The organism is Anaerocolumna cellulosilytica, from assembly GCF_014218335.1.
In the GTDB taxonomy this organism is placed as follows: Bacteria; Bacillota; Clostridia; order Lachnospirales; family Lachnospiraceae; genus Anaerocolumna; species Anaerocolumna cellulosilytica.
Genome location: NZ_AP023367.1, coordinates 1,294,051 through 1,320,912, shown reverse-complemented (window position 1 = coordinate 1,320,912; position 26,862 = coordinate 1,294,051). Strand labels below are relative to the sequence as shown.

At 35.6% G+C, this 26,862-nt stretch carries 30 protein-coding genes; all 30 read right to left on the bottom strand.

Features of this window, described 5'->3' with window-relative positions; genetic code table 11:
* Positions 1–168 precede the first annotated feature (168 nt).
* Positions 169–1,005 carry a C39 family peptidase gene (locus acsn021_RS05740; RefSeq protein ID WP_184090925.1) on the bottom strand — a complete coding sequence of 279 codons (837 nt, stop codon included), beginning with the start codon at positions 1,003–1,005 and terminating at the stop codon, positions 169–171.
* A gap of 2 nt (positions 1,006–1,007) precedes the next feature.
* On the bottom strand, positions 1,008–2,846 hold the full coding sequence (locus acsn021_RS05735; protein WP_184090923.1) for a VirB4 family type IV secretion system protein: 1,839 nt from the start codon (positions 2,844–2,846) through the stop codon (positions 1,008–1,010).
* Positions 2,847–2,870: 24 nt separating this feature from the next.
* Positions 2,871–3,560 carry a hypothetical protein gene (locus tag acsn021_RS05730; RefSeq protein ID WP_184090921.1) on the bottom strand — a complete coding sequence of 230 codons (690 nt, stop codon included), beginning with the start codon at positions 3,558–3,560 and terminating at the stop codon, positions 2,871–2,873.
* A gap of 36 nt (positions 3,561–3,596) precedes the next feature.
* Positions 3,597–3,803: a hypothetical protein gene (locus tag acsn021_RS05725; RefSeq protein WP_184090919.1), complete on the bottom strand. Its 207-nt coding sequence runs from the start codon at positions 3,801–3,803 to the stop codon at positions 3,597–3,599.
* Positions 3,787–4,428: a 5' nucleotidase, NT5C type gene (locus acsn021_RS05720; RefSeq protein ID WP_184090917.1), complete on the bottom strand. Its 642-nt coding sequence runs from the start codon at positions 4,426–4,428 to the stop codon at positions 3,787–3,789. Before acsn021_RS05720 ends, acsn021_RS05725 begins: the two co-directional genes overlap by 17 nt.
* 21 nt (positions 4,429–4,449) lie before the next feature.
* Entirely contained in the window at positions 4,450–4,821 is a 372-nt protein-coding gene (locus acsn021_RS05715) for a single-stranded DNA-binding protein (RefSeq protein WP_184090915.1), read from the bottom strand.
* Positions 4,822–4,891: 70 nt separating this feature from the next.
* Complete coding sequence (locus acsn021_RS05710; RefSeq protein ID WP_184090913.1) at positions 4,892–5,590, bottom strand: JAB domain-containing protein; 699 nt, start codon at positions 5,588–5,590, stop codon at positions 4,892–4,894.
* Positions 5,587–5,802 (bottom strand): hypothetical protein, encoded by a 216-nt coding sequence (locus acsn021_RS05705; RefSeq protein WP_184090911.1) that lies wholly within the window; start codon positions 5,800–5,802, stop codon positions 5,587–5,589. The genes acsn021_RS05710 and acsn021_RS05705 overlap by 4 nt, the downstream gene beginning before the upstream one ends.
* 16 nt (positions 5,803–5,818) lie before the next feature.
* A complete protein-coding gene (locus acsn021_RS05700) occupies positions 5,819–7,684 on the bottom strand; it encodes a hypothetical protein (protein WP_184090909.1) in 1,866 nt (621 codons plus the stop codon).
* A 58-nt stretch (positions 7,685–7,742) separates the two neighbouring features.
* On the bottom strand, positions 7,743–8,951 hold the full coding sequence (locus acsn021_RS05695) for an immunoglobulin-like domain-containing protein (RefSeq protein WP_184090907.1): 1,209 nt from the start codon (positions 8,949–8,951) through the stop codon (positions 7,743–7,745).
* An 18-nt stretch (positions 8,952–8,969) separates the two neighbouring features.
* A complete protein-coding gene (locus tag acsn021_RS05690) occupies positions 8,970–9,620 on the bottom strand; it encodes a hypothetical protein (RefSeq protein ID WP_184090905.1) in 651 nt (216 codons plus the stop codon).
* Positions 9,621–9,750: 130 nt separating this feature from the next.
* Entirely contained in the window at positions 9,751–10,290 is a 540-nt protein-coding gene (locus acsn021_RS05685; RefSeq protein ID WP_184090903.1) for a hypothetical protein, read from the bottom strand.
* A gap of 14 nt (positions 10,291–10,304) precedes the next feature.
* Positions 10,305–10,874, bottom strand: coding sequence for a hypothetical protein (locus acsn021_RS05680; RefSeq protein WP_184090901.1), 570 nt, complete (start codon positions 10,872–10,874; stop codon positions 10,305–10,307).
* 97 nt (positions 10,875–10,971) lie between these two features.
* Positions 10,972–11,496, bottom strand: coding sequence for a hypothetical protein (locus tag acsn021_RS05675; protein WP_184090899.1), 525 nt, complete (start codon positions 11,494–11,496; stop codon positions 10,972–10,974).
* Positions 11,497–11,594: 98 nt separating this feature from the next.
* Positions 11,595–12,026 (bottom strand): DUF4320 family protein, encoded by a 432-nt coding sequence (locus tag acsn021_RS05670; RefSeq protein ID WP_184090897.1) that lies wholly within the window; start codon positions 12,024–12,026, stop codon positions 11,595–11,597.
* A gap of 24 nt (positions 12,027–12,050) precedes the next feature.
* Positions 12,051–12,908 (bottom strand): secretion protein F, encoded by an 858-nt coding sequence (locus tag acsn021_RS05665; protein WP_184090895.1) that lies wholly within the window; start codon positions 12,906–12,908, stop codon positions 12,051–12,053.
* A 12-nt stretch (positions 12,909–12,920) separates the two neighbouring features.
* Positions 12,921–13,850, bottom strand: coding sequence for a type II secretion system F family protein (locus acsn021_RS05660; RefSeq protein WP_184090893.1), 930 nt, complete (start codon positions 13,848–13,850; stop codon positions 12,921–12,923).
* Entirely contained in the window at positions 13,847–15,208 is a 1,362-nt protein-coding gene (locus acsn021_RS05655) for a CpaF/VirB11 family protein (protein ID WP_184090891.1), read from the bottom strand. The genes acsn021_RS05660 and acsn021_RS05655 overlap by 4 nt, the downstream gene beginning before the upstream one ends.
* A complete protein-coding gene (locus acsn021_RS05650) occupies positions 15,205–16,068 on the bottom strand; it encodes an AAA family ATPase (RefSeq protein ID WP_184090889.1) in 864 nt (287 codons plus the stop codon). Before acsn021_RS05650 ends, acsn021_RS05655 begins: the two co-directional genes overlap by 4 nt.
* Positions 16,061–16,891, bottom strand: coding sequence for a Flp pilus assembly protein CpaB (cpaB, locus tag acsn021_RS05645; protein WP_184090887.1), 831 nt, complete (start codon positions 16,889–16,891; stop codon positions 16,061–16,063). Before cpaB ends, acsn021_RS05650 begins: the two co-directional genes overlap by 8 nt.
* 146 nt (positions 16,892–17,037) lie before the next feature.
* A complete protein-coding gene (locus tag acsn021_RS05640) occupies positions 17,038–17,715 on the bottom strand; it encodes a hypothetical protein (RefSeq protein ID WP_184090885.1) in 678 nt (225 codons plus the stop codon).
* Between the two features lie 26 nt (positions 17,716–17,741).
* Entirely contained in the window at positions 17,742–18,377 is a 636-nt protein-coding gene (locus acsn021_RS05635) for a S8 family serine peptidase (protein WP_184090883.1), read from the bottom strand.
* A 74-nt stretch (positions 18,378–18,451) separates the two neighbouring features.
* Positions 18,452–19,375: a protein kinase family protein gene (locus acsn021_RS05630; RefSeq protein ID WP_184090881.1), complete on the bottom strand. Its 924-nt coding sequence runs from the start codon at positions 19,373–19,375 to the stop codon at positions 18,452–18,454.
* 202 nt (positions 19,376–19,577) lie between these two features.
* Positions 19,578–19,976 carry a prepilin peptidase gene (locus acsn021_RS05625; RefSeq protein ID WP_184090879.1) on the bottom strand — a complete coding sequence of 133 codons (399 nt, stop codon included), beginning with the start codon at positions 19,974–19,976 and terminating at the stop codon, positions 19,578–19,580.
* A 5-nt stretch (positions 19,977–19,981) separates the two neighbouring features.
* Positions 19,982–20,311 (bottom strand): hypothetical protein, encoded by a 330-nt coding sequence (locus tag acsn021_RS05620; RefSeq protein WP_184090878.1) that lies wholly within the window; start codon positions 20,309–20,311, stop codon positions 19,982–19,984.
* 15 nt (positions 20,312–20,326) lie between these two features.
* Positions 20,327–20,536 carry a hypothetical protein gene (locus tag acsn021_RS05615; protein ID WP_184090876.1) on the bottom strand — a complete coding sequence of 70 codons (210 nt, stop codon included), beginning with the start codon at positions 20,534–20,536 and terminating at the stop codon, positions 20,327–20,329.
* Between the two features lie 7 nt (positions 20,537–20,543).
* Positions 20,544–21,428: a conjugal transfer protein TrbL family protein gene (locus acsn021_RS05610; RefSeq protein WP_184090874.1), complete on the bottom strand. Its 885-nt coding sequence runs from the start codon at positions 21,426–21,428 to the stop codon at positions 20,544–20,546.
* Between the two features lie 15 nt (positions 21,429–21,443).
* Positions 21,444–26,093 carry an Ig-like domain-containing protein gene (locus tag acsn021_RS05605; protein WP_184090872.1) on the bottom strand — a complete coding sequence of 1,550 codons (4,650 nt, stop codon included), beginning with the start codon at positions 26,091–26,093 and terminating at the stop codon, positions 21,444–21,446.
* Between the two features lie 75 nt (positions 26,094–26,168).
* A complete protein-coding gene (locus tag acsn021_RS05600) occupies positions 26,169–26,414 on the bottom strand; it encodes a DUF6133 family protein (RefSeq protein ID WP_207725100.1) in 246 nt (81 codons plus the stop codon).
* A gap of 28 nt (positions 26,415–26,442) precedes the next feature.
* On the bottom strand, positions 26,443–26,808 hold the full coding sequence (locus acsn021_RS05595) for a hypothetical protein (RefSeq protein ID WP_184090870.1): 366 nt from the start codon (positions 26,806–26,808) through the stop codon (positions 26,443–26,445).
* Positions 26,809–26,862 lie beyond the last annotated feature (54 nt).

Sequence of the window (26,862 nt, the reverse complement as noted above, 5' to 3'; positions counted from 1 at the left end):
TTCTCTTCTACAAACTTCATAATGATAAGCAATAGATTCACGGTTTATCCTCCTTTCCAATTATTTGGCAACATGATCGCTATTGATAATTTCATCTAATTTGTATAGCTCATTCATAATACACTCTCCTGGTAAGTAAAAGTATTTTGTCATGTGTAATTCTGTAAACTATTTAATTGCCCAAAACGGTCCTCCTGCCCCAGCTCCTCCTTTCGCTTCCTTAATAATTGTTTGTATATCCCATGCCTTTCCAGTCCTCTGTCTGCTTCCACAGTCGGCCACCAGTATCTTCCCATCACTCGTTACCCCACGAAGTACGATAAAGTGTCCTCCGCTTGTAAAATGTCCAGGACCCATAATAGCCACAACCAGCTTACCGTCTGACAGCGCCTTATAAATTCTTTCTGCTGTTTTCTCATTTTTTGCAATACCGGTACTGCTTAGACTATATTCTTTTGCCAGTGCCGGTATTAATGCATGGCTGCTCATGCCATAGGGTTTGCCATTGTTATACCCTTCTACCAGATAACCATTCTTAGCAGACCATCCGGCGGTCATTGCCGGTGTTACTTCCTGCCCGGTGAAAGTTGATATCACAATCGCCATGGAGGTCGGACCGCAACCACTTATACCAATGGTACGTACTGTGCCATATAGCATATCTCTCCATGGCATATCTGTTTGATTATAATAGACAACTTCCGTTGCTCCTTGCTTAATTGTATACTTCACATAATCAGGTGGCTCATACTCACCTTCATAAGCTTCTCCGGGAGTTCCAGTAATAACAAATTGGTTCTGGAACTCTGCTAAGCCATAAGTATCTTCCCCACCATTTAGTAACATCTGAATCGGGGTGGTAACCAGGGACACAATAGCTGCTATTTGAAGTAATAAAAGGATAAGAGGTCCGAAGATTGCCAATATAATAATCGTTCGTGTCCTCTTATCCTTTAAAGCTTTATAGGCAGCCTGTGCTATTTTAAGTACCATTGCCGTATTCATATCTACCTACCTCCGGCATTACCAAAGTATTCAAATTTGTATTCTGGAATATCAAAATTAACATGCAGCCTTCTGGAACCTATCATCATCAATGCATGGCCTCTTCTTTTACTCTGCAGTAAATCCTGCTCTGCGGTTGTTAGTTTATACAAATCCGTAATGTCCTTTAGATTCTGGCCGTCTGTACCAAATATGATTTTGTAGCAAGGCGAATCCAACAAGGCTTGTCCATACATTTTTACGGATTCATCTAAGAAATCCACCACGGAATGTGTAATAAATCCCATAGCAGCTTCAAACTTACGTGAAGATTTCACACCATTTCGCAAGAAGATCATGGACTGTGGTACCTTGGGGTCAATGTTTAAGTAGGCTTCATCATATAAACATAATACTGGTTCCGTTGGATTTTCTGTCATAACCTGCCATGTCCATCGGTTAATATTAAAGTTCTGTGCTCTTTTTACATTATCCGGTGTATCCTGCAGTGATTTGGTATCAATACAAATAACCCTTGCATTAGAGCTGATAGTGGTATGGCCATTCCACAGTAAGCTGTCAGCTCCGGTTGCTCCATCTTGTAGTAGAATAGCAAGATTTTCATACACATTGCTGTCATTTCCTTTTCTCGTCTTGTCCTTTTCCTCTGCCTTTTGGAGCATTAATTTATGTAAGTCTGACCATATGGGAAAGTCCTCTGGTTTTAGAGTGGATATATCCGTATCCCAAAAGATATTAAAATTATTATACAGTTCAATGATGGTTGCCTTTAAAATGGCCTTTTCTATGGAAGTCAAATCCGGTATGTATATGGAAAAGAAAACTTCCAGGTACTTTATATATAAAGCCATATCTCCCATCCCATGCCCATCTTCATTCTCATAGAATTTAACTTCTTCCTCTTCGTCATCCTTTGGTATTACACTAATCTGAAATGGATTAATACGACCATTGCTACCACCTCCGGCATTTATAATCTCACCACCAAGCTTTTTCGTGAGAAAACGGTTTTCACCATGAGGGTCAGTAAACAATACCTTAGTTCCTCTCATAAATTCCGACAAAGCAATGTGCCTGATAGCCGTTGATTTACCCTGTCCCTGAATACCCAGAATAATAAAGTTGGTATTTGTTCTATCATTTGATCGTAACCAAAAATCTAAAATAATAAGACCGCCAGAAGCATCTTTGGCTACATAATATCCTTGGGAATCATTAAAGCCGGAGCTGGCATTTGCAAAGCCTCCCATAAGTGTGGTAAGGGGGCAGATTCGATCCGTAACATTATGTATCTTATCATCCTCTGTATAAAAGGGGGACATGTGCTTAAAGGCTCGTTTCTGCAAATCAGACAGTAAACGAGCCTTACATCTTGATGTTTTTATAGAACTTACTGTTTTACGCCGTACCTTTTCAAATATAAGTGGTTCATCGGCCAGGGGAATAATGGTTGTGCTAAGCATCCCCACCGCTTCACCATGCTGATCAATCCGAACCAAGAGCTTCTCTCCATCATCTGCAGCTTTCTGCGCTCTGGTTCTTACTAAAGTATCATTTGTATTTTTTGCAATGACACGCTGGTGACTGATATTTTTATTCAAAGAATCTATGAAATCACCGCCATCAGCAATGGTCTTGAAATGGTAACTGGCCATTGTACCTGGTATGTTCATAAGCTTAGACATCCAACCATAGTCCGGTGCTTCTGGATAACGTACAATGCCATAGGCTTTCCCAAAATTCTCACCAACAGACAGATTGTTTTTACCAAACTTTAAACCGATGGGAGAGATTATATTTAATAATGCTACATTTCTCTGTTCAATCTTCTTTTTCTTCATGCTTTTCCTTTCATAACTCATCGTCTATTGTATATAGGGGATAACTGCCTCCATTTGTGTGTCCTCTATCACCGCAAATGCCGGATTGTCTATCAGATTGCAAAGCCGTATGATATCAGGCTTTTTCAGTATCTCACTCTGTATACCGCAGGCAACTACCTTGCTGGCTAACTCATTTACCCTTTTTCTTAATTCATATTCTGCATCTTCCACATATTTCTCCCAAAGGATGTAATAAAATTCCCTCTGCACCACTTCTCCGGAAAGGGAAAATTCAGTAATGACACTAAGCTCATTCCTTAGTATTTCTTTTTGTATGGGATCTGTTGAGGTTCGTAACAAATCCGTGTACTCTGTAACCAATGGAGTAATATCCACAGGACGGCTTACTGCAATGAACTTAAAATCTGGTACTGTCTGAAACTCTTCCGCCAACCTCATGGTTAAGTTTTTCTTTTCTGCCTTACTTAGTAAGTCTTTTGATATAGACTGCACCTTAACATAGCTCATAATATAACCATCCATGGTGTACAGGAAAATATCTTCGATATCTTTTACATTTACAAAGTCCTGAGCGGTTTTCTTTCGCTCCTGGTTATCTTTTTCCTGAGTATTTGTGACTTTATCTTTGGTTCGCTGTAATAAAAGAACCATAACTATAGCTGCTATTAGACACACTATAATCATGGTTATTGGCAATATTAATTCCTTCATATGTAATTGTTGTTTCCTCTCTCTCGATTTTATTATTTATGTATCGGAACTGCATCCTAAAATGACCTTTCGCTGCAAGATAAGAATAAGCAAGCTTAATCCTATTCTAGCAATACTTTCCATATAAAATTCTTGTACAAGGTATAAAAGGAACCAAAAAACCGTAGCCATTTGTAGGATATGCAGTACAAGCAGTACTGTCGCTTCAAATACCTTGTTCACAACATTACTCCACTTTTCCATTCGCTCTTTTCTCCTTAAAATTTATACTTCTGGTTCCATATCTTTTAGAGAAGACTCCGCACGTTCTGTCTCCATCTCTTGCTATAATATCCTCAACAAAAGGCTTTATATCCTGAATGGATTCCCGTCCCTGCATAATATCCACAATGTTCTTTGCCAGAAGCTCCGGCTTTTTATCATAACGAAGACAATCACTTTTCCATGTCCCATTCGTGTGATTGATACCATTCAGTAACTTAATTCCTTTTGCAGGTGGTTGCCATAAATTAAGGTTATGAGTATAATCATCCAGTAAATAGTCACTTTCACGGATATTCACATAATCTTTTTTGTCCTGGCCACAAGGAGTAAACATCCGATGTGCCTCATCCATCTCCAGCAGGTATTTATCCAGCCACATCTTTTTCTCTTCCAATGCATACTCACTATCTGTAAGAACTGCTGATAAAATGTAGACCTCAATGTCCGGGTGATTATTCACTATTTCTTTTATGGCATTTACAACATTGGGAATTGGCTTCAGGTTATAAAAATATCCCGGTTCATACAACTTTTCTAAGGTATCTACCTTATTGAAATGAGCCAGTGTTCCATCCATATCCACAAACAATCTCTGTTTTTTCATCAAGTATGTAATCCTCTCATTCTATTCTAAGTCAGAAGGTAACCTTACCTCCTGTGCCTGTTCTTTTGTTCGGTTCCGCTTGCTTTCCACCAGCTCAATCTCATCCACATATACCTGCACACCAAAGACTTTATCTCCGTTCTTATTCTGATAATTGTTGTTTTTTAACTTTCCTGTTACTAAAACCTTGTTACCACTTTTTACATAATTCTTAATGAATTCAGCTAGTTTACCAGTAGCAAGGCAGTAATAATAGTCGGCTTCTTCTTTACCATCCTTCTTTGGCCAGTTGTAAGCAATGCTGAAGCTTGCCATAAGTAATGGTGTTTCTCCTTTCGTTTCCCAAACTTCCGGATTTCTGCAAAGCCTTGCCATAATAATAAATTTATTCATATCATTAGCCCTTTCCTGAAAATAGAAAAGGCAATGGCTGCTTACCATCACCTCTTCCTTTTCTATAATTTTATGGTTCCATTTCATCCTCACAATCAGCTTCTGCTATTTCAGGTTCAAGATGGAAGGGATTAAGGTCACTTACCTTTGGTAGTTCATCGTTGTATTCCAAATATCCTTTTTCAGTAAAGGAAAAGTACTTATTTCCTCCAATGATTAAATGATCATAAAAGCGAATCTTCATAGAGTTAAATATTATATTTATCTTTTTTGTTATATTTATATCTTCTCTACTTGGATTAGGGTCACCAGAAGGATGTGAATGCCCCATGGCTACTCCTGCACAATCAAGCTGCAGCGCACGCTTTAATAATTCTCTCGGATTAATCACACAGTGATTGACACTTCCTTCTGCAATATCCGTTGACAAAACTTGCATCTTGGAATCAAAATATGCGGTAACAAGATATTCTCTTTCCTTCTGGTAGGCTATTTTGGATTTAAAGAACTCTGCCAATTTAGCAGGTGTATCAAATCTAACCTTGTTTTCTTCATCGTTTTCTCGAAAATATTCATATGTATTAATAATTTCCTTAAGGGTATGAATCTTTGCAATCTGTTCCTCTGTAGCATTGATTTCCATCGGATGGTCTAAAATATGAAGTATGTTATTATCTGCACAGTATTTTTGCATTTTATCAAGGTCAATACCTGTGAGGATATGAACTCCTTCTAAGAAAGTTTCTTTATTTGTCCTTAATTTTCTCAACGTTCTACCCCCTCGTAACCAATCAAATTTAGCAAAGCAGTAAGTTTTTCCTTAACACCATCCGATAACACCAAAGTTTTGTATTTATTGAAAAAGCTAATAATTCCAAACTCACATAAATAATTTTTTACTATCGTATAATCCTCTTCTTCCATATCTAACAGCTTTATCAAAAGCTCTTTGTTGTCATTTGTGTTAAAATCCAGTATCATAATATCCTCCGTAATTTTATCTATAGCTTGGTATTACACCAATGTGATAATCGTCCCACATCGACCCTTTTACTGTAATGCTTGCTGTTGTATAATCACATAACATTCCAGCCGGCGTCCATGCATCTAAGGTTTCTATGTATACTTTATATTCCTTATCTGGAAACCAAATTGGGAGAAAATGAACTTTGTTATCCAATATAGAATATTGATTCACCGGAAAGTTAATCGTTGCATTTAAGCCAGCACTTGGCAATTTCCCGATTCGCCGATAACTCACATATTTAAACTCCGGAAAATATACTACTGCATGCTGAATACCGGTTGTAGTACTGGGACTGCCATTCACCCTAGAGTTAACCGCTAATTCAATACCATAGCCACTTTTTATATAACTGTTGTTAGGATTTGCTTTCTTAACTGTAATGTCTGGTGTAATCTTAGCCGTTGTATTTACCAGTGAAGCGGTATACGTATTGGTATCAAACTCATAAACGGTTTCATAAATTTTATACCTATATCCTTCACTGTCCACCAGATAATTTCCTTGTGAATCTGTCTCATATTCGCCGGTCCAGACTGATTTTTTGGTGCAGGTATAGGTATGCCAGGAAGCTGACTTTTTAGGTGCTGCATAGGACTTTAATTCCATTATCTTAGGAAACACCGGCAGATTATTATCATTCCAATTACTTTTTTTCTTGTCATCTGCTGTGGGATTGGGCGGTTCTTTTTCCACGATTGGTTTAATGGTAATATCAATAACCGATGAGGATGTGGTGCTTGCTCCTCCGGTTATACTTACATTGATTTTCGACTTCGTCAGCTCTGCTAAATCAGGTGTTTTCCATTTAAACCATACAAGCCTTGAACCACCTGGGGGTATTACAATTCCGGTAACACTTGTGGTTGGTACTAAGTCCCCTGAGAACTGTACGGATATTGGATTATCACTTGTAGCACCATTTCCACCGCTACCAACACTTACCTCAACCGCTGTAATAACGTCAGTATTTGGCCGGTAATTATATGTACCACTGCCTACATCAACATCCGTTCCTTCCGCTTCAAAGGATAGGATTCCTATTCCCAAATACTCAAGGATTTTTCCGTTATGGACTCTTTCATTTTTACTGCCCGTCCAACGCTTTACTCCCAGTTCCTTTTTCTTTAAAAATATTGAAAGAGGTAAATTTTTATGGGAGAAAGATACGAACTTTGCCCTTAATTCTCCACCAGAGGTTTCCGTACCTCCAAGTGCCATATCTAACTTGGCGGCTTCATGCGCCGTCATTGCCATATACATGGATTTAAAGGTTAGATAGATCACTGGTTCTATGATAAGCTTGTAATTGCCATTTATCATTTCATCATAACTAATACCAGCTCTGGAAGATATCTTTCTTAATCTGTCCTCATTGTTAAAATAATCTTTTATTTCATCAATATCAGAGTTGCCGCTTGAGCTACTAACTATTATTGGTAATTCAGAAACATTAAACGCTACAGTTCTGCCGCTACTGTCAGTAACGTAATCTTGGCTAGATTGCATTAATTGCATAGAAGCCGCATATCCTGCAACTCCCATATATTCTAATTTTGAATGCTTACCAAAATGTATAACAGTCTTATTTGTCTTGTCCCTTTTTGAATAATCAATTGTTCTTGTCCCCTCTGCTCTTCTTCCTGTTCTCACATCAATAATAGTTATTCGTACACCATCATCTCCCGAAGAATAGAAGTTCTCATTTGATCCGTTTTGCGTTCCACCTCCACTGCCCCCACCGTCCATATTTGGATCAGCATATACCATAGTTGCAGGAAGCGTTATTGAAATGAAAAATAACAATATTAACGTTATTAATAAATCTTTAAATCTCATAAATCCCTCCAACAAAAAAAGGTACAGTCAATTGACCATACCTTTAATAAATTTAATATTAATCCCAAGTTCCTACACCCTGTTTACCACCTGCCGGAACATCTCCATTTGGTTGTTCTCCACTAGGTTTGACCTCAAAGAAATCAAATCCAGATGAATTACTGTTTTTACTTCCTGACGAACTGTTTTTCTTTCCATTAGAAGTAATTTTCTTATTGGTATTTCCACTATTATCAGAAGTTTGGCTTTGAGTTGTTTCCGACTTAACCGCTTTACTCTTTACATTAACTGTCCTTGATTCAATAGTTTTGTTGCCAGTGCTGTCAGTTACAGAATAAGTAACTTTGTATGTGCCTGCCTTAGTCAGATTTACTTTGGTGCTGTCAACCTTAATACTTGTGGTTACATCACCATCTCTATCATCCGTTGCACTTACATTGCTTAAATAATCCACTTTTGAGCCAACATTTACTGTTAAGGCTGTTAAACCTTTAAAAACAGGTGCCTTATCCTCTAAAACAGTTATTGTAACTGTTTTAGTAGCCTGATTGCCTGCATTGTCTTTTACAGAATATTTCAATTTATACTTTCCAGCCTTACCTGTATCAACTTTGCTTGCATCAACAACAATGCTATTTGTTACATCTCCATCCCTATCATCCATTGCACTGACACCCTTTAAGAAATCGACTGTCTCTCCTATATAAACCTTGCTATTTTTAGCTCCTTTTATAACCGGCTTAGTGCTATCAGCAACTATTTCAAAAGTAACACTTAAAACAGTCACATTACTGTATTCATCGGTTAAGATTACTTTTTCTTCAATAAAACCACCCTTTTCATAGGTATGTACTTCTTTTCCATCCTCAAAGGTTACAATGACCTTACTTTCGTCCTTCACATCCTCCAGTAGCATGGATGCTTTCACTTGCTCAAAGGTGTAGAATGTTTTATTTTCTATTACTTCTGCTGACGGTGCAGTTGTATCAACCACATCAACTGAAAAGGATAAGTTCTGAATCTTTCCCTTAACATTTGCCTGATATGTCCCAACCTTGTTCACATCAACCTCTGATAAGTTTAGTTTTGCATTGTTTATATTACCGGATGCATAGTCCGCCACCTCTGTCTTTAATTGTTCACCCAGCTCCAATGTATATCTGTCTTGATTAAGCTCTAAGCTATAATAATTAAATCCGCAGATTGCTGCAACTGAAAGACTTAATATACCACTCATTATTAGAATCTTATGTTTTTTCTTCATCATTTATATCCCCTCTTTCGCTTAATTCCAAGTACCTACGCCCTGTTTTCCTCCTGCTGGAATATCTCCATTTGGTTGCTCTCCACTTGGTTCAACATCAAAAAACTCTATCATATCCTGCTTTTTCTCACCTTCATACTCGTTCTTAATTGTCTCATCTTTTATAGTATTCGGTGATTCATCAATGACTTTGCCTTTCGGAGTCGTTATAGAGCTTTCGTTGTTTTTGCCTTCCTGGGTACTATCACTCTTGGAATCCTTCCCTACTGTTTCAGATTCGTTGTTAGTATCATCTTGGTCTTCACAGCTCTTTGAATCTCCAACAGCAGAGCCTGCAATGGTTTCCCAGGATACTACATCATCTGCATACTTTGTAATCGTTTCCCAAGAGACTGCATCGTTTGCTATTAAATCTTCATAATCCATCAAGTCAGATTCTTTAATCTCCTTAACGGCTTTTTTTTCTACTGGCTCATTGCTTTTTGATTCTGTCTCTTGATCCGTTGACACGATTTCTTCGTGTAAATCGTTTTGATTAGCTTCTGTGTTACCGGGCAACCCCTTTTTTATAACTACTACAAGAATGATTGACACAGTTAATAGCAAACCCGTAAAGATGATTGCCTTTTTTATAGTTTTTTTCTTATTATATTTATCGGACTTTTTTAGCAATATTATAACCCTCTTTCTTGTAAAACTTTACTTTTAGGTTAAATATTCCCAAATTAATTATATCACATAACGAGTAGGCTGACAAGTATTTTAATGTCTATTTATTCCAATATAATTCATTCGGGTTTATTTACTCTTTTGTTTCAGTTTCTTGTTTTTTATGACTTTCCCACTTATTCTCCAGTTTATTATAGCTCCAAGACAACAACCTATGTAATTGACCAAAAAGAAATGGAATAATAACCTTTACTAAGGCACAGCAAAACAGAAAAATTAATAATCGCTCTGTATTTTCTTCACCTTTAAGATACCATATAAAAGCCATGTAGAAGCTAAAATTGTATACGATGTAACAAGTTATACAATACATTACATAACTCCCAAATCTAGATAATGTCCTTTCTTCTTGTTTCAGGCGTTGCTCCCATACAATATAAAAAAACATATATAATACGGATATAGCACAAAATATAACGCTATTAAATTCGATATAGTTATAACAGTCAAATTTTATATTCTCATAAGCGGGATTTGTTAATCTCTCATTAAACATGATTAACAAATATAAAATTAAAGTTGCCCAGAAATAATTACCAATCTTACGGCAGATACTCGTATAATGTCTATACTTCTCACTTTCATTTCCATTCCTACCAATCAGTTTTGGCATATGATTCTCCTTGTTTAATATTTTGGTGTGTATGCCGTTTTTACCTTAAGAGGAATCTCGGCCTGTGTTATCTTAACACTCGCAAAATAAATGGGTATCTCCATGGTTATCTCTCCTTTCACTTCATATTTCCCACTGGTAGAAGCACTACCTTCCTTAACCTGCACTTCGATGTCTTTTAGGATATACTTATCCTTGTCACTCGTATACACCCCATCCTCACACTTAAGTACCAGAAGCTCCTCCAGTTCTTCCCCTACACTTCCATAGTCATTTAAGCTTATCCACTCCGGCAGCTCCCCAAGCTTTCCACCCCCTCCTGAGCCACCTTCATATACACCGCCTATGAAATCCTCTTCCCGAAAGCCTGCGTATACTTCATTGTAATTTTCACTGGCAACGGTAAGGATTGCTCGTTCATAAGCGTCCCGGATATTGTTTGCCACCATTTGAATCCTGAGATATTCAAAGGCTACGGAAAAGAACATCATGGTAACTAAAAAAAGAACCACAGCTTCGATTAAGCCAGATCCTTTTTTCTCCCTTATTTTTTCTTTCAATAACTGAATCCATTTTACTTCCAATAGACTTCACTTCTCCTTATTAGATACTTTTCTTACCTAAGTGCATGAAAAAAGACAATCCAGCATTAAAGATTGTCTCAATGAAAGGTTACACATATTAAAATTCATGTTCTTCCTCTTCTTCATCCTTCTCTTGATAATTCTCTTGTGAATTATAATATAAGGATTTACTTTGTTTCATAGACTTTATTACTTTTAGCAGATTATCATTCTCTTGCCGAAGTTGACTATTCTCACCCACCAGCTTTTCATAATTCATAACTAAATTCAAAACCTGATTTCGTATTTCTTTTTGGTCAATATTTAAATTTTCATAACGAATTTCACCTTTATTTAAAATTTCTTTTATTCTATTCTGCATATCTATGATTTTTTCATGGTCATAAGCTAGATTTTCCTGTCCTTTAGTCAAATTTTTATGATCTGATAAAAGATCCTTTTGACTGCTTTTCATTCCACCTAATTCTTTTAACTCCTTTCTTAGTTCCTCAACATGGTGCGATAATTTCAAAATGGAATTTCTGTTGTTTAAAAATCCTACTAAGATTGTTGCAATTACCCCCAGAATTCCTGCTATTGCTGTAATTTCTGCTATATCCATTAATATATCCTCCCAATTCATGTCATTTCCTCCATTCTATCAATTTTGTTCAAAAATTCAATATTATTTTTATTAAATTGGGAATTAATATTATCTTTGTTCATATCTAATTTTACATTTTACTTCCAATAAGCTTCACTCCTTGCTTTTGCAGTATTACTTAAGGTAATTGGAAAACTGCCAAAATTAGAAAACCCCATATCATACTCCGTTGTTACCGTTACTACGATTAGATCATTTAACTGTATCTTTTCTGTACCGTTTATAAAATTTGTGCCATCTAATGATACTGTGACCTCTCCAATCTCTGTTGCTATACGATATTCCTCAATCTTATCCTGTACCGTACTGTTATAGATGCCTTCCACAGATATTATCCGGCTAACGTTGCCGGCAAAAGTATTTAGTTGATTTTTCAGTATTAATACTGGCACTGCCTTGATTATAAATGCCAGCGCAAGGGAAAAAATAAGAACACCGATTACCATCTCCAGATAGCTTGAACCACTTTTATCCTTTACGATATGCTTTAGCTTCTGTTTCCTTTTCATGTCATGCTCCTTTCTGCTATATTGCTATATGGACATAGCGGCATATACTGCAAGAATCGTTATGTACATTACCATCATACAAATAAGCAGTGCTAGTATGTATTTCTTAATCTTACCCGGCTGTTTCCCGGCAAGATTTTCTAATCGTTGTACTTCTAATACATCTAAATCATGGCTTAGCATTTCAAAATAATTGACGTTATTATCACCACGAAGTACACCAATCAGTCCTCTTACAATATCACTTAGCGCCGGCAAGGAAACTCTGCTTTCAAACCGTAACAGAGCTGCTTCGTAATTACCGGAGCGCATATCTGCCACTGTTTTTTCTAACTCATTCTTCATGCTTTCTCCTGCATTTTTTTTATAATTGTCAAGAATACTTAACACATCTCTGCTGGATGTAAGCTCTTGCTTTAACGTAGAGGCAAAACGTGGCAGCTCATATTCAATTTCTTCTCTTTTTTTCCGTAACTGCTCCTTTAAATCTGTATCACATTTTAAATATACAAAGACAGCTCCTACAACCACACCAATGGCCAGTATTGGTGCAATGAGAAGACAAGGAATAACACCCATTAGTATGAATCCCGTTTTCACCAGATTTCTTGCCTGATATACTTCCGGGGTGGATGTAATTTGCAGGCTCTTTAACTCGGATTCCATCTTCTTCTTTTTGTAAGTATCTAACCTTATATATTTTGATACTTTCACAGCCAAGGATTCAATGAATGCCTCCATTTCGTTGCTGGATGTGTTATTTTTATGATATGCATGAGCTGCCTTTACTGCTTTCTTGGTTACCAAGTCTAACTGTCCTATGACTATCTGATAAGCTCCAACAGCAATAAACAAAAATGTTAGTAATACTATAATCTGCAACTTCTTTTCCTCCTACCTTTTATATTCAATCGGCTTTGATAGTTTGATAACGTTAATGCCGGATACAAAGATAACCGCTGCACTAATGGCTAAGACCAGCTTACCCGCCGTATGATATACCAGAATTTCAAACCAGGTACGATTGATAACATACATAAGCGGTACGTTTCCCACCAGAAGAATTGCCATGGAGATAAATTCTTTTACCGGTGCATAAAGCAGTGCATCCAGACGTACACTTACCAATCGTATATTGGACAGTTTTTTTACGATGGGAAGTAAGGTACTTTTTAATGCTCCATCGTCCTGGCAGGCAATTATGGCATCACACCATTCCTGAAATACGGTACTGTCTATCTGCACTTTTAAATTGTTTAATAGCTTTTTTATATCCGGATTAACCAGATTTGCCTGTAACACAAACTGATCGAAGACTTCCTTCACCGGATGATTCAGATACTCTTTGTTCTCTTCAATTGCCATAACGATATTCTCACACCGTATATAGGAGGATGTTATAATGGATAAAGCAGTTTCTAATTCTTCCGTCTGCTGTTTCTTTAACCTAATTCCAAGGAACTTTATGTAGACAAAAGGTATGGTACACATACCCATGCATAGTACCGGCACAATAAAATAATTGGATATGGAAAAGCCAAATAATAGCCCGACTACTGCAAGTACAATGGAAAGGATACAAACTTTCGGAAAATCCTGTTCTTTTCCGTTCAGCTTCAGTATATTCTGTGTTTCTTCAATGAGTAAATAAAAGATGTTTTTCTTCTTTCTTCCCTGTGCAAGCAAAATTCTGTCCTTTAAATGAGTTTTGGAATCAAATAGTTTTGATAGCTCCTGAATGACTTCCAATGGCTCAAGCTTTAACAATAGAAATATGCCCAGTATATATAATATGAAGGCTAAGATACGCATAAATCCAATCATACAGCCTCCTTTCGTTTTACTCCAAAGAAACTCATATCATTCAGCCGTATTCCCTTTTTCATCAGTAATTTCTGGACACGCTCACTAATATCGTTTCTTTTTACAAATTCTCCTTTTATCCTGATATTCCCTTTGCTGTCTTTCGTTGTTTCATTTACTGCATATTCATATAAAGTTACTATTTTACTATTGCCCTCCGAATCCCGTACACACTCTGTTATTTCAGTAATACGGCGTACATTATCTTCTAATTTTTCCGCAAATACAATGATAGGGAATGCATCCTTAAGCATTTCTTTTAGTGTATGACTGTCCATATTGGTTCTCGTACGGCACAGGTTCTCCATTCTGGAATAGGTTGCCCGGCAGCTATTGGCATGGGTAGTAGTGATTACGGTATGCCCAGTATTAGCAGCCTCCTGTGCAGCAAAGCTTTCCTTGCCTTTCATTTCCGCAACGCAAATCACATCCGGATTCATTGTCATGGCAGTTTCTAATAGCTTCTCCTGGTCAATTACCTTGGTCGGATCATCTGACTTTTTCGTTCTGGTATGTACTACATTATTTAGAACCTTCCCCTCTTCATCATAAGCGATTAAATCAAATTCTCTTACATCTTCCTCTATGGTAAAAATTCTCTTTTTATGTGGGATAGTAGTCAACAGATAGCTCATGAAGGTTGTTTTACCAGAGCTCGTTTCACCTGTGATACACATGGAGATACCATTTTGTAAAAGTGTCTCCAGTAAAGTTATCATTTCTTCCGTTCCGGTTCCGTTATTTATAAAATCCTGTTTCTTAAGCTTTTTCGGATTAACAATACGTAAGGAAGCCGCTAGCCCTATACTGCTGTCAATTACTCCATCCCCCATAACTGTAATACGTATTTTACTTAACAAATGTCCTCTTACGATAGGTCTTGATTTATCCAGTACCATTTTAGATTCCCTGTTCAGTAAACGACGTATGATATTTTCACAATGCTGGGGATTGAAAAAATGCTCTACGCTTTTTGTCACACCATCAGAGAAAGTCACTTTAATATCGTTCCAGGCATTGATATTAATTTCTTCAATATCGGTTCTTGTCGAATCAAGGTACTGATTCAATATAGAAAATTCCGTCATTTCTATGTAGATATGATTAATGGTTTCCTGCATGGACATATCTTTTACTACTAATTTTCTGTCTGTCAGATATTTCTTGATATGATTTTTCAGTTGTTCTTTTGTTATATCTGTATCTTCCACTTCTCCTGTAATAAGTGTTGAAAAGTTTTCAGATATGTAACTTTGCACCTCACTGAATACTTCCTGAAAACCTTTTTCACTCATTTCACTTGCTAAGATGTCCTTCATTCACTATCCTCTTTTCTCTTCCTATTAAAATTGAGTTTACTAAATGGGTTTTTGAGTACCGGAGGTTCTTTCCTTGTAGTATCTTCTTTTTTAGCATCCTCCGCCTCCGGCAAAGTATTGGTTACTGTGTTATTGATATAATCCATCAGAAACTGCAAGCCTGCATAGTAACTTTTCATGGGCTTTGTATCTGACAGGCTAAAAAGTTCGCCCTCTAGCATTTCCTTTTCCAAGGCTTCCACGTAGGGAAGTTCTGCTTGTATTTCCCCAAGATGGCTAACTGCAATATCTTTTGCCTGATAGCTTTTTATTTTACTAAGTACCTTAAAATGCTGACTGGATTTATACCGACTGTCCATTAAGAGCTTCATATTGCTGTCAAAATAGGAGAAGGATTTCAGAGTGGCTTCACCCATTCTAATGACTTTATCAGACAGTTCTAGCGCAACGGTTGACAGCACGTTGTAAGCAAATGCATCCACGCAATCTACAATAATATAATCAGCCATGTTCTTTATCTTCATAAAGATATCCATGATATTTTCCTTGGTGTAATCCGGATTTGAAAATACATTTTCACCATTTTTATAGGATAGGATTCCAATGTAATTTGACTTTGTGGTTGTGAATGCTTTATATATTACATCCACACTGCAGTCTGGTATGGCCCATATATTACCCATAGAATTTATGTTTTTCTCTGCTGGGAGCAATACATTGATATCCGGCGCCGTTATATCCGTTAGAACTAATATTACCTCTTTTTTTAACTCTGCTAATTTTACGGCCAGTTTTACAGATGTGGTTGTCTTTCCACAGCCTTTACTTCCGCACACTGCTATCATGGTTCCCTTATTCATCCGCTTCACCTTCCTGTTCCGGTTGCTGCTCTTGCTCTGTCTGTGTTTCTTTTTTTGAGTTTTCCTCTTTTCCTTCTGTAACCTCTGTCACTTCTTTCTCTATCTTCTCCAGAATGTTTTGCTGTTGTACTAAAAATTTATTGCTTTCTTCCTCTATTCCACGATAGACGAGTTCAATATGTATTTTTTGCATTACTTCTAGGTTAGCAAGTGTCCTTGCCTGCTTTTCATTAACAAGTAACGTTACTGTAGTAGCAATGGTTTCCTCTTCCGTATCTTTTTTATTTCTGGTATTCTCATCCACGTCATTAGCCTCTGATGTTGTAGTTGCCAAAACCTTCACATACTTAAGTTCCGGGGGGATGATGGTGGTGCCTGCGGAAGTATCTGTTGTGATAATACTAACGATATCGCCTGATAGCAGCTTACCGGATAAACCAGTTGCAAAGGATTGGAGTGTTACGCTGATGGCACCATTCACACCGTCTAATTCCTCTAAATATTCATCCTGAGATAAAGGTGTGGATGAGAGTTTCTTTGTAACGATATACTCCCCTGAATACATCTCTGTCACTGCATATTTTCCAATAACTTCATCCTTCGACTTGATAATTTGCTCTGGTAGATTGTAGCTCCCCACCTCCACTACTTTAATATCTTCATCACTAATAATCTTTCCTTTTTCAATATATTTCTCAATTCTAACCACTTTTGTCTTGGCTTCAAGGGAACGGTTGTAAATCGGGCTTAGTATAAAGCATACTAAGATACCGATCAGTATGCAGCCGATGCCGATAACTGTCTTATTTTTTAAGTATTTCATATAATATTTGTCCTTTCTTGCTGTTAAAAAAGCTACTAACCTGTGATTGATTAGTAGCTTCAATGATATGTTCATATAAATTTTCTTGGTTAATCTCAACCAAGTTTATTTTAAATATGTAATTTAACCTATTTTAATCAGGTAAATTATTTGATAATTAATACATCTGTAGCTTCGATTGTAAAATCAGTAAAGGGCGTAAGGAAATTAAGCTGAATCTTTTGATTTTCATAAAACACTTCAACGTAAAATACTAATGTTGGAATATCAAGCTTTCCATCATTCACTTTTACAATAGGATTAATAAATTTGATATGATGAGCTGATAAATCAACACACTTCACTACTATATCCAACTCCCCAGCTTCTTCCTTCCATTCTGTAATTCCTGCTTGTTCCCAGCCTATATCATATAATGCTAGCCAATGTTTAGGAACTTTAAGTTTGTCTGAATTATATTTATTTAGCAGGTCTTTATAAACTATATCACTTAATGCTTTATTTTCCTTACATAAGGTTTCAATTTTTTCATAAACACAGGGAGAAACAGTATATAATAGAAAAACACGTACATCTGCAATAAGCTGTGTAATTGATGTTGGCAAGTTAGACAATAAGTATAGTGCTGTTCCTGTATGTGTAATTGAATGAATATCTTCATTTTCTTTACTTAAAGATTTATTAGATTCCTCAATTTTTTTCATGCATAGATATTCGTAAAATTCTTTATTATAAGTTTCCGCTCTATCATCCACCTGAAAATCTTCTAAAAAATTAGAATTTAAATATTCTAAAGATTTAAAATAACGAGTTAAATATCGCATAATTTTCTCCTGTCCATATCTATATATTAATTATATCTTACCAATGTAATTAATGATAAATAAGATGTTCCTTCATAATATGAGAAGTCAGATAGTAAAAGTATTTTATTTCCACCATATTTCTTATCTATAGACTTATAAGAAATTTGTCCATTAAATCCTGATGCAATTACATTTTCATACATAGCAGGGTAATCAGACGAATTAAGTCGATTATTATAACTACAAAAAATTGTGATCTTATCTTTATTCTCTTTAATCCATTCCTGCACTTCTAAAGAATATATTTTTGAACTTAAACTTATATTAACCTTCTTTATATTGTTATTTACCATCCAATTAAGTCCATTAATAATATTATCATCAGTTATCTCATTATTTTCATTAGTAATGTCATAATAATATACCTCCATACCTCCACTTAATTTGCTTGCAAACTTAACCATTTCATCTCCATGTGTTAAATTACTTTCTTTAGTATAGGTATTCTCACTTATTATAACATTATCAGGTAAAATTGATAATCTACCATCTAATATTCCTATTTTTTCAGGATTGTTTGATATTGGAAATACAATTACAATATCTTTTAAGAAATAAACGCAAACAACAACTAGGATTAAAAGGCAAATAATTATGATTCTTTTTTTCTGATTAGCCATTATAAACTCCCTTTTAAGTATAAAACAGTATAGCCACAATGACTATACTGTTTTATACTATTCAAATTATCTTACTATTTAACAACAAAAGGTTGTCCGAAAAATGAATGAAAATCAGATTGATACGATTTATGCTGAATTTTATGAAAATGCTTAAAATATAATCCAGAACCATTTGAAGTATGTGCTGGGTCAGGAAAAGCACTTTCTAAGGTATATCCATTAGTTTTAAGAACGGATGCCGCAGTTCCCTGTACATAGGTGTACGTATCACATAATTCAGATGCTAATATTGATTTTATCTCTGAACTATCTATATTATATGGTTCATACACTGCAATGAGGACAACATTATTAACTCTTAGCGCTGGATATACACACCCCTTAAGTGTATCATCTGCAGTAATTATTGCGATAGACTCTTTAGCATCATACCACTCTTTACCTTCACGTATCATGACACTATTAATTACAGATATTACACCAGCTGCTATTAACATTGATATAACAAGGCTCACTAAATAATAACCGATTGGTATAGCTACTTGACCTGTGTAACTTACATTATCAAGTTGATTTATACTAGTGTAGCGATCAATCAACTTATTATTTTGATAAATTTCGATATCTATATCATTTTTTATCAACTTATTTATCTTTAAATCATAAGTAATTGATTTTCCTGATTGCTGATGTACTATTGTTCCTTTACCATTGCCAAAATAATTTAGTGTTGCCTTTTCATTTTTAATTGTTGTTTCAATTTTTGTAGTATAATTACCATTAACAGTTACATTATAAGGGATACCATCATAATATTTTTTTTCTTTAATATTATTACCTCTAGTATAAATACCCATACCTTTTACTGCTTTAGCATTAGAATTCATACTCTGAGCTTGCACTTTTGGTGAAGCAGAATAACTTAGATTACCTACGATGCATATACAAAGTACTATTGCTATGCATCTAAATAACGATTTAACTTTTGTGTTCATTTACATACTCCTTATTAATTTTATTATCTGTTGTTTTTTGAGTATAATTAGGAGTATTACAATTAATCTGCCTAACCTCCCTCCAAGTTAATTAATCCTAATTATACAAATTAAGTTAAGTAAGAATCAAATTCCAACAGATTATTACATATTATACCATATTGTGTATTCTTTGTAAATATTTACCACATTTTACTATATTTTATTTAGTAATTGATAAACTTATAATATATCCAATAGTTATAAAAGGAATCAAAGGTATAATTTTAATATCTTTATTAAAAAATAACTTACAACACAAACTGTATATAATAACAACTAAGAATCCTAAAATAAGTCCAACATATCCTCTCTGCAATCCCAAAAACACTGTATTTGCAAAGATAAATTTAATATCACCTCCCCCCATATGGTTTTTCATAACTGCATATACCAGAAATGGTGTTGTTAATAAAAATGCTCCCAGAACCTTTCTTACATTTATATCATGCAGAAGTGCTAGTACAAGTATGATTACATGTACTCGGTCCTGTACAATACGGTTCCTACAATCAGTTATGGAAGCATAAATCATAGTTACGAAATAAATAAAAATCACCATATATCTCACTTAATCTTCCATTCATCCAGATATATGTAATCATATTCTTTCTGCTCTCTGCCATGCTCTATCATAAAGATAAGCTGATCCACAACAGAGATGTTACAGTTGTTTTTTACAACGGCCATAACGGTTGTTGTTGGTATAATTAAAAAAATAAGTACGCCGACTACTAACAACCTTGAGTTTATAATACAAATGCAGATACCCAAGATAGCTGCTATGATGCCAGATAGAATTGTGATATGAAATTCTTCTTTTCCATATCCTTCAAAATACTCTCTTCTATTTTTCAATCCCTGCGGCATATATAAGGATTCCTGTTCGTCCTCCAATGAATTCGCCCCTTCCTATTTGAAATAATTATGTATGACGATGGCTGTTCCCAGTACTGTATTTGCCAACACCAAAAAAATCAGAACATTAATTATTTTCTTTACATAATTGTTCAGCTCGTTCGGACTACTCATAATCCGGACGATACAATACAGTATTCTTGTTCCACCGGAAACATCAATTGCAATAATAAAATAACGGATTAACTCTAATAATGTTTCCATGTCACCTCTATTTTGCGAAACTACGAATCATGTTCGCTGTGTACATTGTTTGTGTAGTTTTTGAGACGATTCCTTGTCCTCCACCACCATAGACCATGATAAATTCTTGAAGGAACTGCGGTGCTTTTAACGCTCCTGATATAGCTGCTATTCCCCATATGGGATGACCGTTCATAATTAGGAACATGGATAGTTTTAAGAAGAAAGTCTGCAATATAACAGTAAACACTTCTTGAAAAAATTTACGCATATAAGGCTTGAATACACCTCCATCCGAATCCATTAAGCCGGCGCATGCCAGTGGAACACCGAGCCTCAGCACAAAAATCTCTAATCCTCTGCGAATAAATTGTATCCATAGTAGAAAATAGCATACCAGGTAGACAATCGCAAAAATGATAAAGGTAATTCCTCCTACAAGCATCTTATTAATTATATTAGAGAGATTAATATCTGCATCAAAACCAAAATGATTTAATGAATTTAATCCCTTATTCATTAAATCTGTCGCGATGTCAACCATGTATCCATATAGGGTATTGAAACTAACAGCAATAATAATCGCTTTGAACAAAGCTGTTGCCAAGGTAAATGGATCCATATCTGCGTCTCCATCGCTCCACGCAATGTATGTATCAAATCCTTTTTTTAAGAATTTCAGGATAATCAAATAGTAACCAAAGGAATACACAACCAGAAATAGATTGTCGAAGCTTAGTCCCATATCATCCGTCATGTATTCTTGCGAATGAAAGGCAATCTTTACGATGTCATTTAAAAAGGAATCAATTGCACTCAGCGCATCCTTTAAAAGGTATTTTAGAAAACTCTCGATACCATTTCTAAAAATATCTCCGATTGCATTCATAAGTCCGTCTGTTATAAAGCCCAAATTGTCACCTCTTTCTTATTCCAAATAGGTGTACATTTCATAATCAGGTGTAGTATCATCCACTCGCACTTTTACATAATAAATATAATGCTTATTTCCTTGGGTTACTAATACCGTAACATCTGTACTTCCCTTTTTCACTCCGGTTATGACTCCATGGTCAGATACCGTTGCAATATCTGCATTTGTAGTCATGTAAGTAACTACAGAATCTTTTGTTATGTTATCAAGAGTTAATTTTTCATCAGCACCCTGTTTTATCTGCTTGTAAAGCAAAAGAACAGGAGTTGTATCGGATGTTTTAATATTAGGTGCAACCAGGTTAAGAGTAGGGCGTCCCTTACCGTCTGTAACCGCAACCTTAAGTGTATATACATAGGTTTCATTTTCTGCTTTTACTGTGCAGGTAATCACCGCTTTTCCTTTACTTTTTGCCTTAACTCTTCCATCCTCACTAACAGAAGCTATTTGGGGATTAGATGACACATAAGAAACTTTACTACCCTTTGGTACATTAGCAAACTGGAAGCTATATTCATAACCTTTGTAGATTGTCTTGTTCATTTCAAAGGAAGGAATTGCTTTCTTCACTTCTACTTTTTCCACTGCCGGCTTAAATCCAACCGTCTTATCAACCGTATAGTTATCTCCGTTGTCGGTATATTTTATATACAACCGGGACGGTTCCATAATCTTATCAATGTTTATTGTATTACCTTTTACCACCTTCCAGTTTCCATCCGGATCAAAGTCTTTATCCTCCTTCACTAATTGGTAAGCAATTTCTTTCCGACCATATTTTCCAAAGTCAGCATTTACGGTAAAGGTTATGCTGCCATTCACTTCCACGTCATAAATATTTACTTCACTATAGCTATTTGTTATGGCTTTTAATGAGCTTCTCATAGAGGTTACTGGAGTGGCATAATCATCATTTTCTACATCCACGCTATACTCATACACTTTATCAGGCTGAGAAATTTGTCTTGCATAGAAAGTATATTTGACATAACCATCCTTATTGGTTATCCGTTGGTTCTCTTGACTTCCAACTCCAACTGTAAGCTTGTTGATAGCATTGGTGTAAGGTATTGTTCCTGATTCACTATTGCCATTATTATAGAAGGAATACACACCCATATAAGACTTTTCTTTCATATTCAAAGCCTGACTAAATCCTGTCAGTGGATTGTCTGATACCTGCCACCCTTCCTTTGCAACAACCTTACCACTGCTTTGTGGTTCTGAAACATCCGTATTAATAATTTCAGTAATATTATCCTCTTTAACAGGTATAACTACAACGGATTCCTCCGGCAAAGGATTGCTCGTCTCAGGAACAGTAATGACGGTCTGACTTTTCTTTGCTTCTTCTAATTCTTTCTTTACTTTTTCCAACTCTTTTGTTACTTCTGCCAGCTTGTCCTTTAAATCCTTAATTTCTGTATTAGGTGCTGGTTCGTTATTTAGCTGTTCTTTTAACTTAGTAATTTCATCATTCAGACGAATGATTTCCTTCTTCAAATTACTGCTTTCATTCACCAGATTAGAGTTTTCTGACTTAAGTCTTTCGTTCTCTTTCTTTAAGGCTTCGTTTTCCGCTTTTATTACAGTTCGTTCTGCCGTTAAATCTGCAAGCTGTTTCCTTAGTTCATCAATGGTACTATTTGCAGTAGCCAATAAACTTTCAAGCCTTGCGATTTCACCCTCCAGACGAAGCTTTTCTGTAAATAATTCATTTACCTTTGTATTTAAATCTGTAACGGAAGTAGATAATTCAGCATTTTTGTTCTTTAGCTGATTTACCTGATTTACTAAGGATGCTATTTGTTTTAACAGTTCCGCTTCTGATCCGGACGCATCCAAGAGGATTTCGATTTGTTTCTGTAAATTATCAATCAAAGCAAGTGCATCCTGTAAATTCTTTATTAACTGAGACTTCTCCGTTTCAAGCTGTGTGATTCGCTCATTTGCAATACGAATAATACTCTGCAACTCCGCTATTTTTAGGATTAAATCATCGGTATCGTTGGCATTTACCAGCAAAATAAGCTCATTCAATTTATCAGTCAAAACCTGATTATTTGCTCTGACTTCATTAAGCTCTTGTTCAATGATTGTAATCTGGTTTACAAGAGTTTCATTCTTTGTAATTTCCTCCTGTAACCGTCCTTTCAATTCTCGGATTGCTTGCAGGATATCACTATTATCGTTTACTCCTAATTCTGCTTTAATAAGTGTCAATAATCCCTCCAATTCTGCTAGAGTAACACTGGCAGAATCTAAGGATTCCTTAAGAGATATATTCGTCTGATTTAGGAGGTTTACATCCGAATTCAATCCCGTTATTACAGTGTTCAATTCAATAATCTGCTGTCTTAAATCTAAAATTTCATTCTTTAACGCTGTATTCTCATTCTCACTGGCTATTAGCTGCTCATTTAAAACCGTTATCTGCTGTGTCAAGCTGATGACCTGATTTCTTAGTAAATCAACTTCACTTTGCAATGCATTCTTATCTGCAATCACCTGTGCTAATTGTTGTTGCAACGTTGTAATCGTTGTATTCAATTCAATGACTCTATTATTCAGCTCTAGTATCAGGGTATTCAGATTCGTGTTATCATTTCTTGTCTCTTCTAGCTGTTCCTCTAAGTCAGCGACACGGTTCTGTAAATCCGTTATCTGCTTCAGCAAATCGGATATCTGTTTTTGTAACTGTGTTATGGTATCCGATAAGGTTTGCTTATCAGCAATTTCTTTGTTAAGCTGTTCTGTTAGCTGATTAACCTGTTCTGTCAATTCTGCAATCTGTTCCTTAAGTTCATTTTCGTCGACAGCGTCCTTTACAGTTACAGTTATGGGAACAGTAACATTTGTAGTACCATCGGATTCTGTTACAACACAGGTGTATATTCCTGCATGAGAATCAGCTATATTTGGTATATTCAAAACATTAGAGACTGCTCCTTCTACTGCTTCTCCCTCTTTAAACCATTGATAGGCTAACTGGTTGGACGTTCTGAATGGTTTTGCATTGACATATAAGGTTCCCTCTGTTCCTTTCACTAACGTCACGGATGAAGGAGACTGTGAAAGAATAACTGGTTTTACACTCTCCCATTCTCCTAGTGAACCATTGATGATTTTTGCATATTTTGTTTCACCATTTTTAAGTCTGATATAAAAAGAATGTGCATTATCAGGTATAACAACCTTAAAACTTCCATCCGGATCTGTTTTAACCGGATACCAGATTTCTGTATCAAAGGTGTATTCTATCTCTGCATTTTTATATGGGGTAGTAATTATTGTAGCGGTTTTTTCAGGAAGCAGCTCCCCAATGGTGTTATCATTATTAGCAGTTTCTCGTCCGGCAGCTCCTTCAAATTCTAAATGGTAATCAACACCATGAAAATCAATCACTTTAACCTTGTGTGAACCAACTGTGAGATATAGGAATAAGTATCCTTCGTTGTCCGTTCTTAAAGTAACCGGCTCTCTTTCATCAATAGATACTGTTACATTGGAACTTGTTGCTCCTGGAAGTAATAGTTTGTTTAAGTATAACGAATTTCCACTGGTATCTTTAGGATCCACAAACTGATCAGAGCCATCGAAAAACCTCTTTAAATTACTGTTCTTAAATATAAAGGCACTATCTTCTGAATAAATAGAAGCTCCATAGGTACGATTCCTTACGCTTGCAGGAGTAAGTGATTCTGCTACTTCTAAGGTAGACCCCTTTACAATTGTGGTATTATCAAACCTGAATAATGATGAACTTGTATAAGTAACATTCGTAGATTTAATATAGGAATTTTCAATTTTATTATTAGCTGCCATCATAACCAATCCTTGAATATTCATATCGGAATTTTTGATAACGGCTGAATCTGGTTGATTATAACTGCTATTAACATTACCTATAATTACATACCCTAAGTCATTTAGGACTTTTACGTTATCAAAGGTTACTAATGAAGCACTGTAAAATTGTAAGCCTTCTAATAAGCAGTTTTTTAATAGTACTGGTAATGTCAACTTCTCTGAACTTAACATTACTTCTAATCTGCTACCCCTTAACTCAAAATCACTTATATTTGCTGTAGCAACTCTGGAAATGCTTGATACAGGGGAAGTACTAACAACCTTTATATTTGACACATTTAGAAAGACATTATCACTTGCAGCGGACGTTCCATAAATGTTAAAAGCACCATTATAGATACTACCGTCCACTCCCCTTACATCTATATTCAAATGAGTGCTTGTTGCAATATCATAGATAAGTGAATTGCTGAAAGTACAATTCCCCTGAATTATTACATTCAAGGTACCAGACACATTACCTGTTAAGTATCCATTCGTACTCACATTCACAAATCGTAATGTGGGAAGGTCTGAACCAGTTAATTGAATGTTCTGGTTACCACCATGGACACCTGTAATAATTAGCTCACTCCCTTCCGGTATTGTTCCAGAAGTTACAACTGTACCAGAAGTTGTCTTCTGTATATACTCTCTGTCAGCAACGGTTATCATACCATCCATAAGATTTAAAGTAACTCCATTACTGGCAGTGGCTGAGCTATATTGAAATGGCTGTAACACAAAGCATACACACAAAAACAATGCTATTATTTTTTGTATTTTCTTATCCATTTGGATCTCCTTTTTATCATGTAAGTACGCTATAGGCAGGCTATAGCGTACTCCAATTTGCTGATACTCTTTTGATTAAGAGTAATTAAACATCTGCTGAACTCTGCTGGTGATGGTAGGTAAAATAATATCCTTAAATAAAAGGTATATTCCTCCCAAAAGTAATGCTCCAACAACAAATGCTATAATCCACTTGATTCCTTCTTCAAAAAAGTTACCATCTTTCTCCTGTAATTTACCAACTGTCTTCTCTATAAATTTACCCATTCTAACCTTAGCCTTAATTGATTTTTCGTTTAAAAAGTTGTTGAATTTTCTCATTGTCCTTTTTCCTCCATGTTTGGTTTATTTATACAAAATAACTTGTTACTACGTTAATCGTTCCTGTTACTAAAACTGCTCCTATAACACAAATACCTGTAATGATAAGCCTTTGATTCCATTTCTTTTGATCCTGCTCATCAGCTGCATTTTTACGAATCAAAAAATATAGAGCGCAAACTCCCCCTACAATAGGTGATGCTACCAGCAAAAATGCAGAAGCATCGTTCGCCAAATTAATAAATCCTGTTCCAAATTTACTGTTTGCTATTTTGTTATCATCGTCAGCTAATACAGTGGTTTTCGAGCAAAATAGAAAGAACAAAATCCCTAAAAACCTGATTTTGTCCTTCCCCTTTAGCATACATCTGCTAATTTTATTCAGTTTTTTCATATTGCTTTACTCCTTTATTCTGTATATATATTTTTTATTACCAGACCGTAAGAC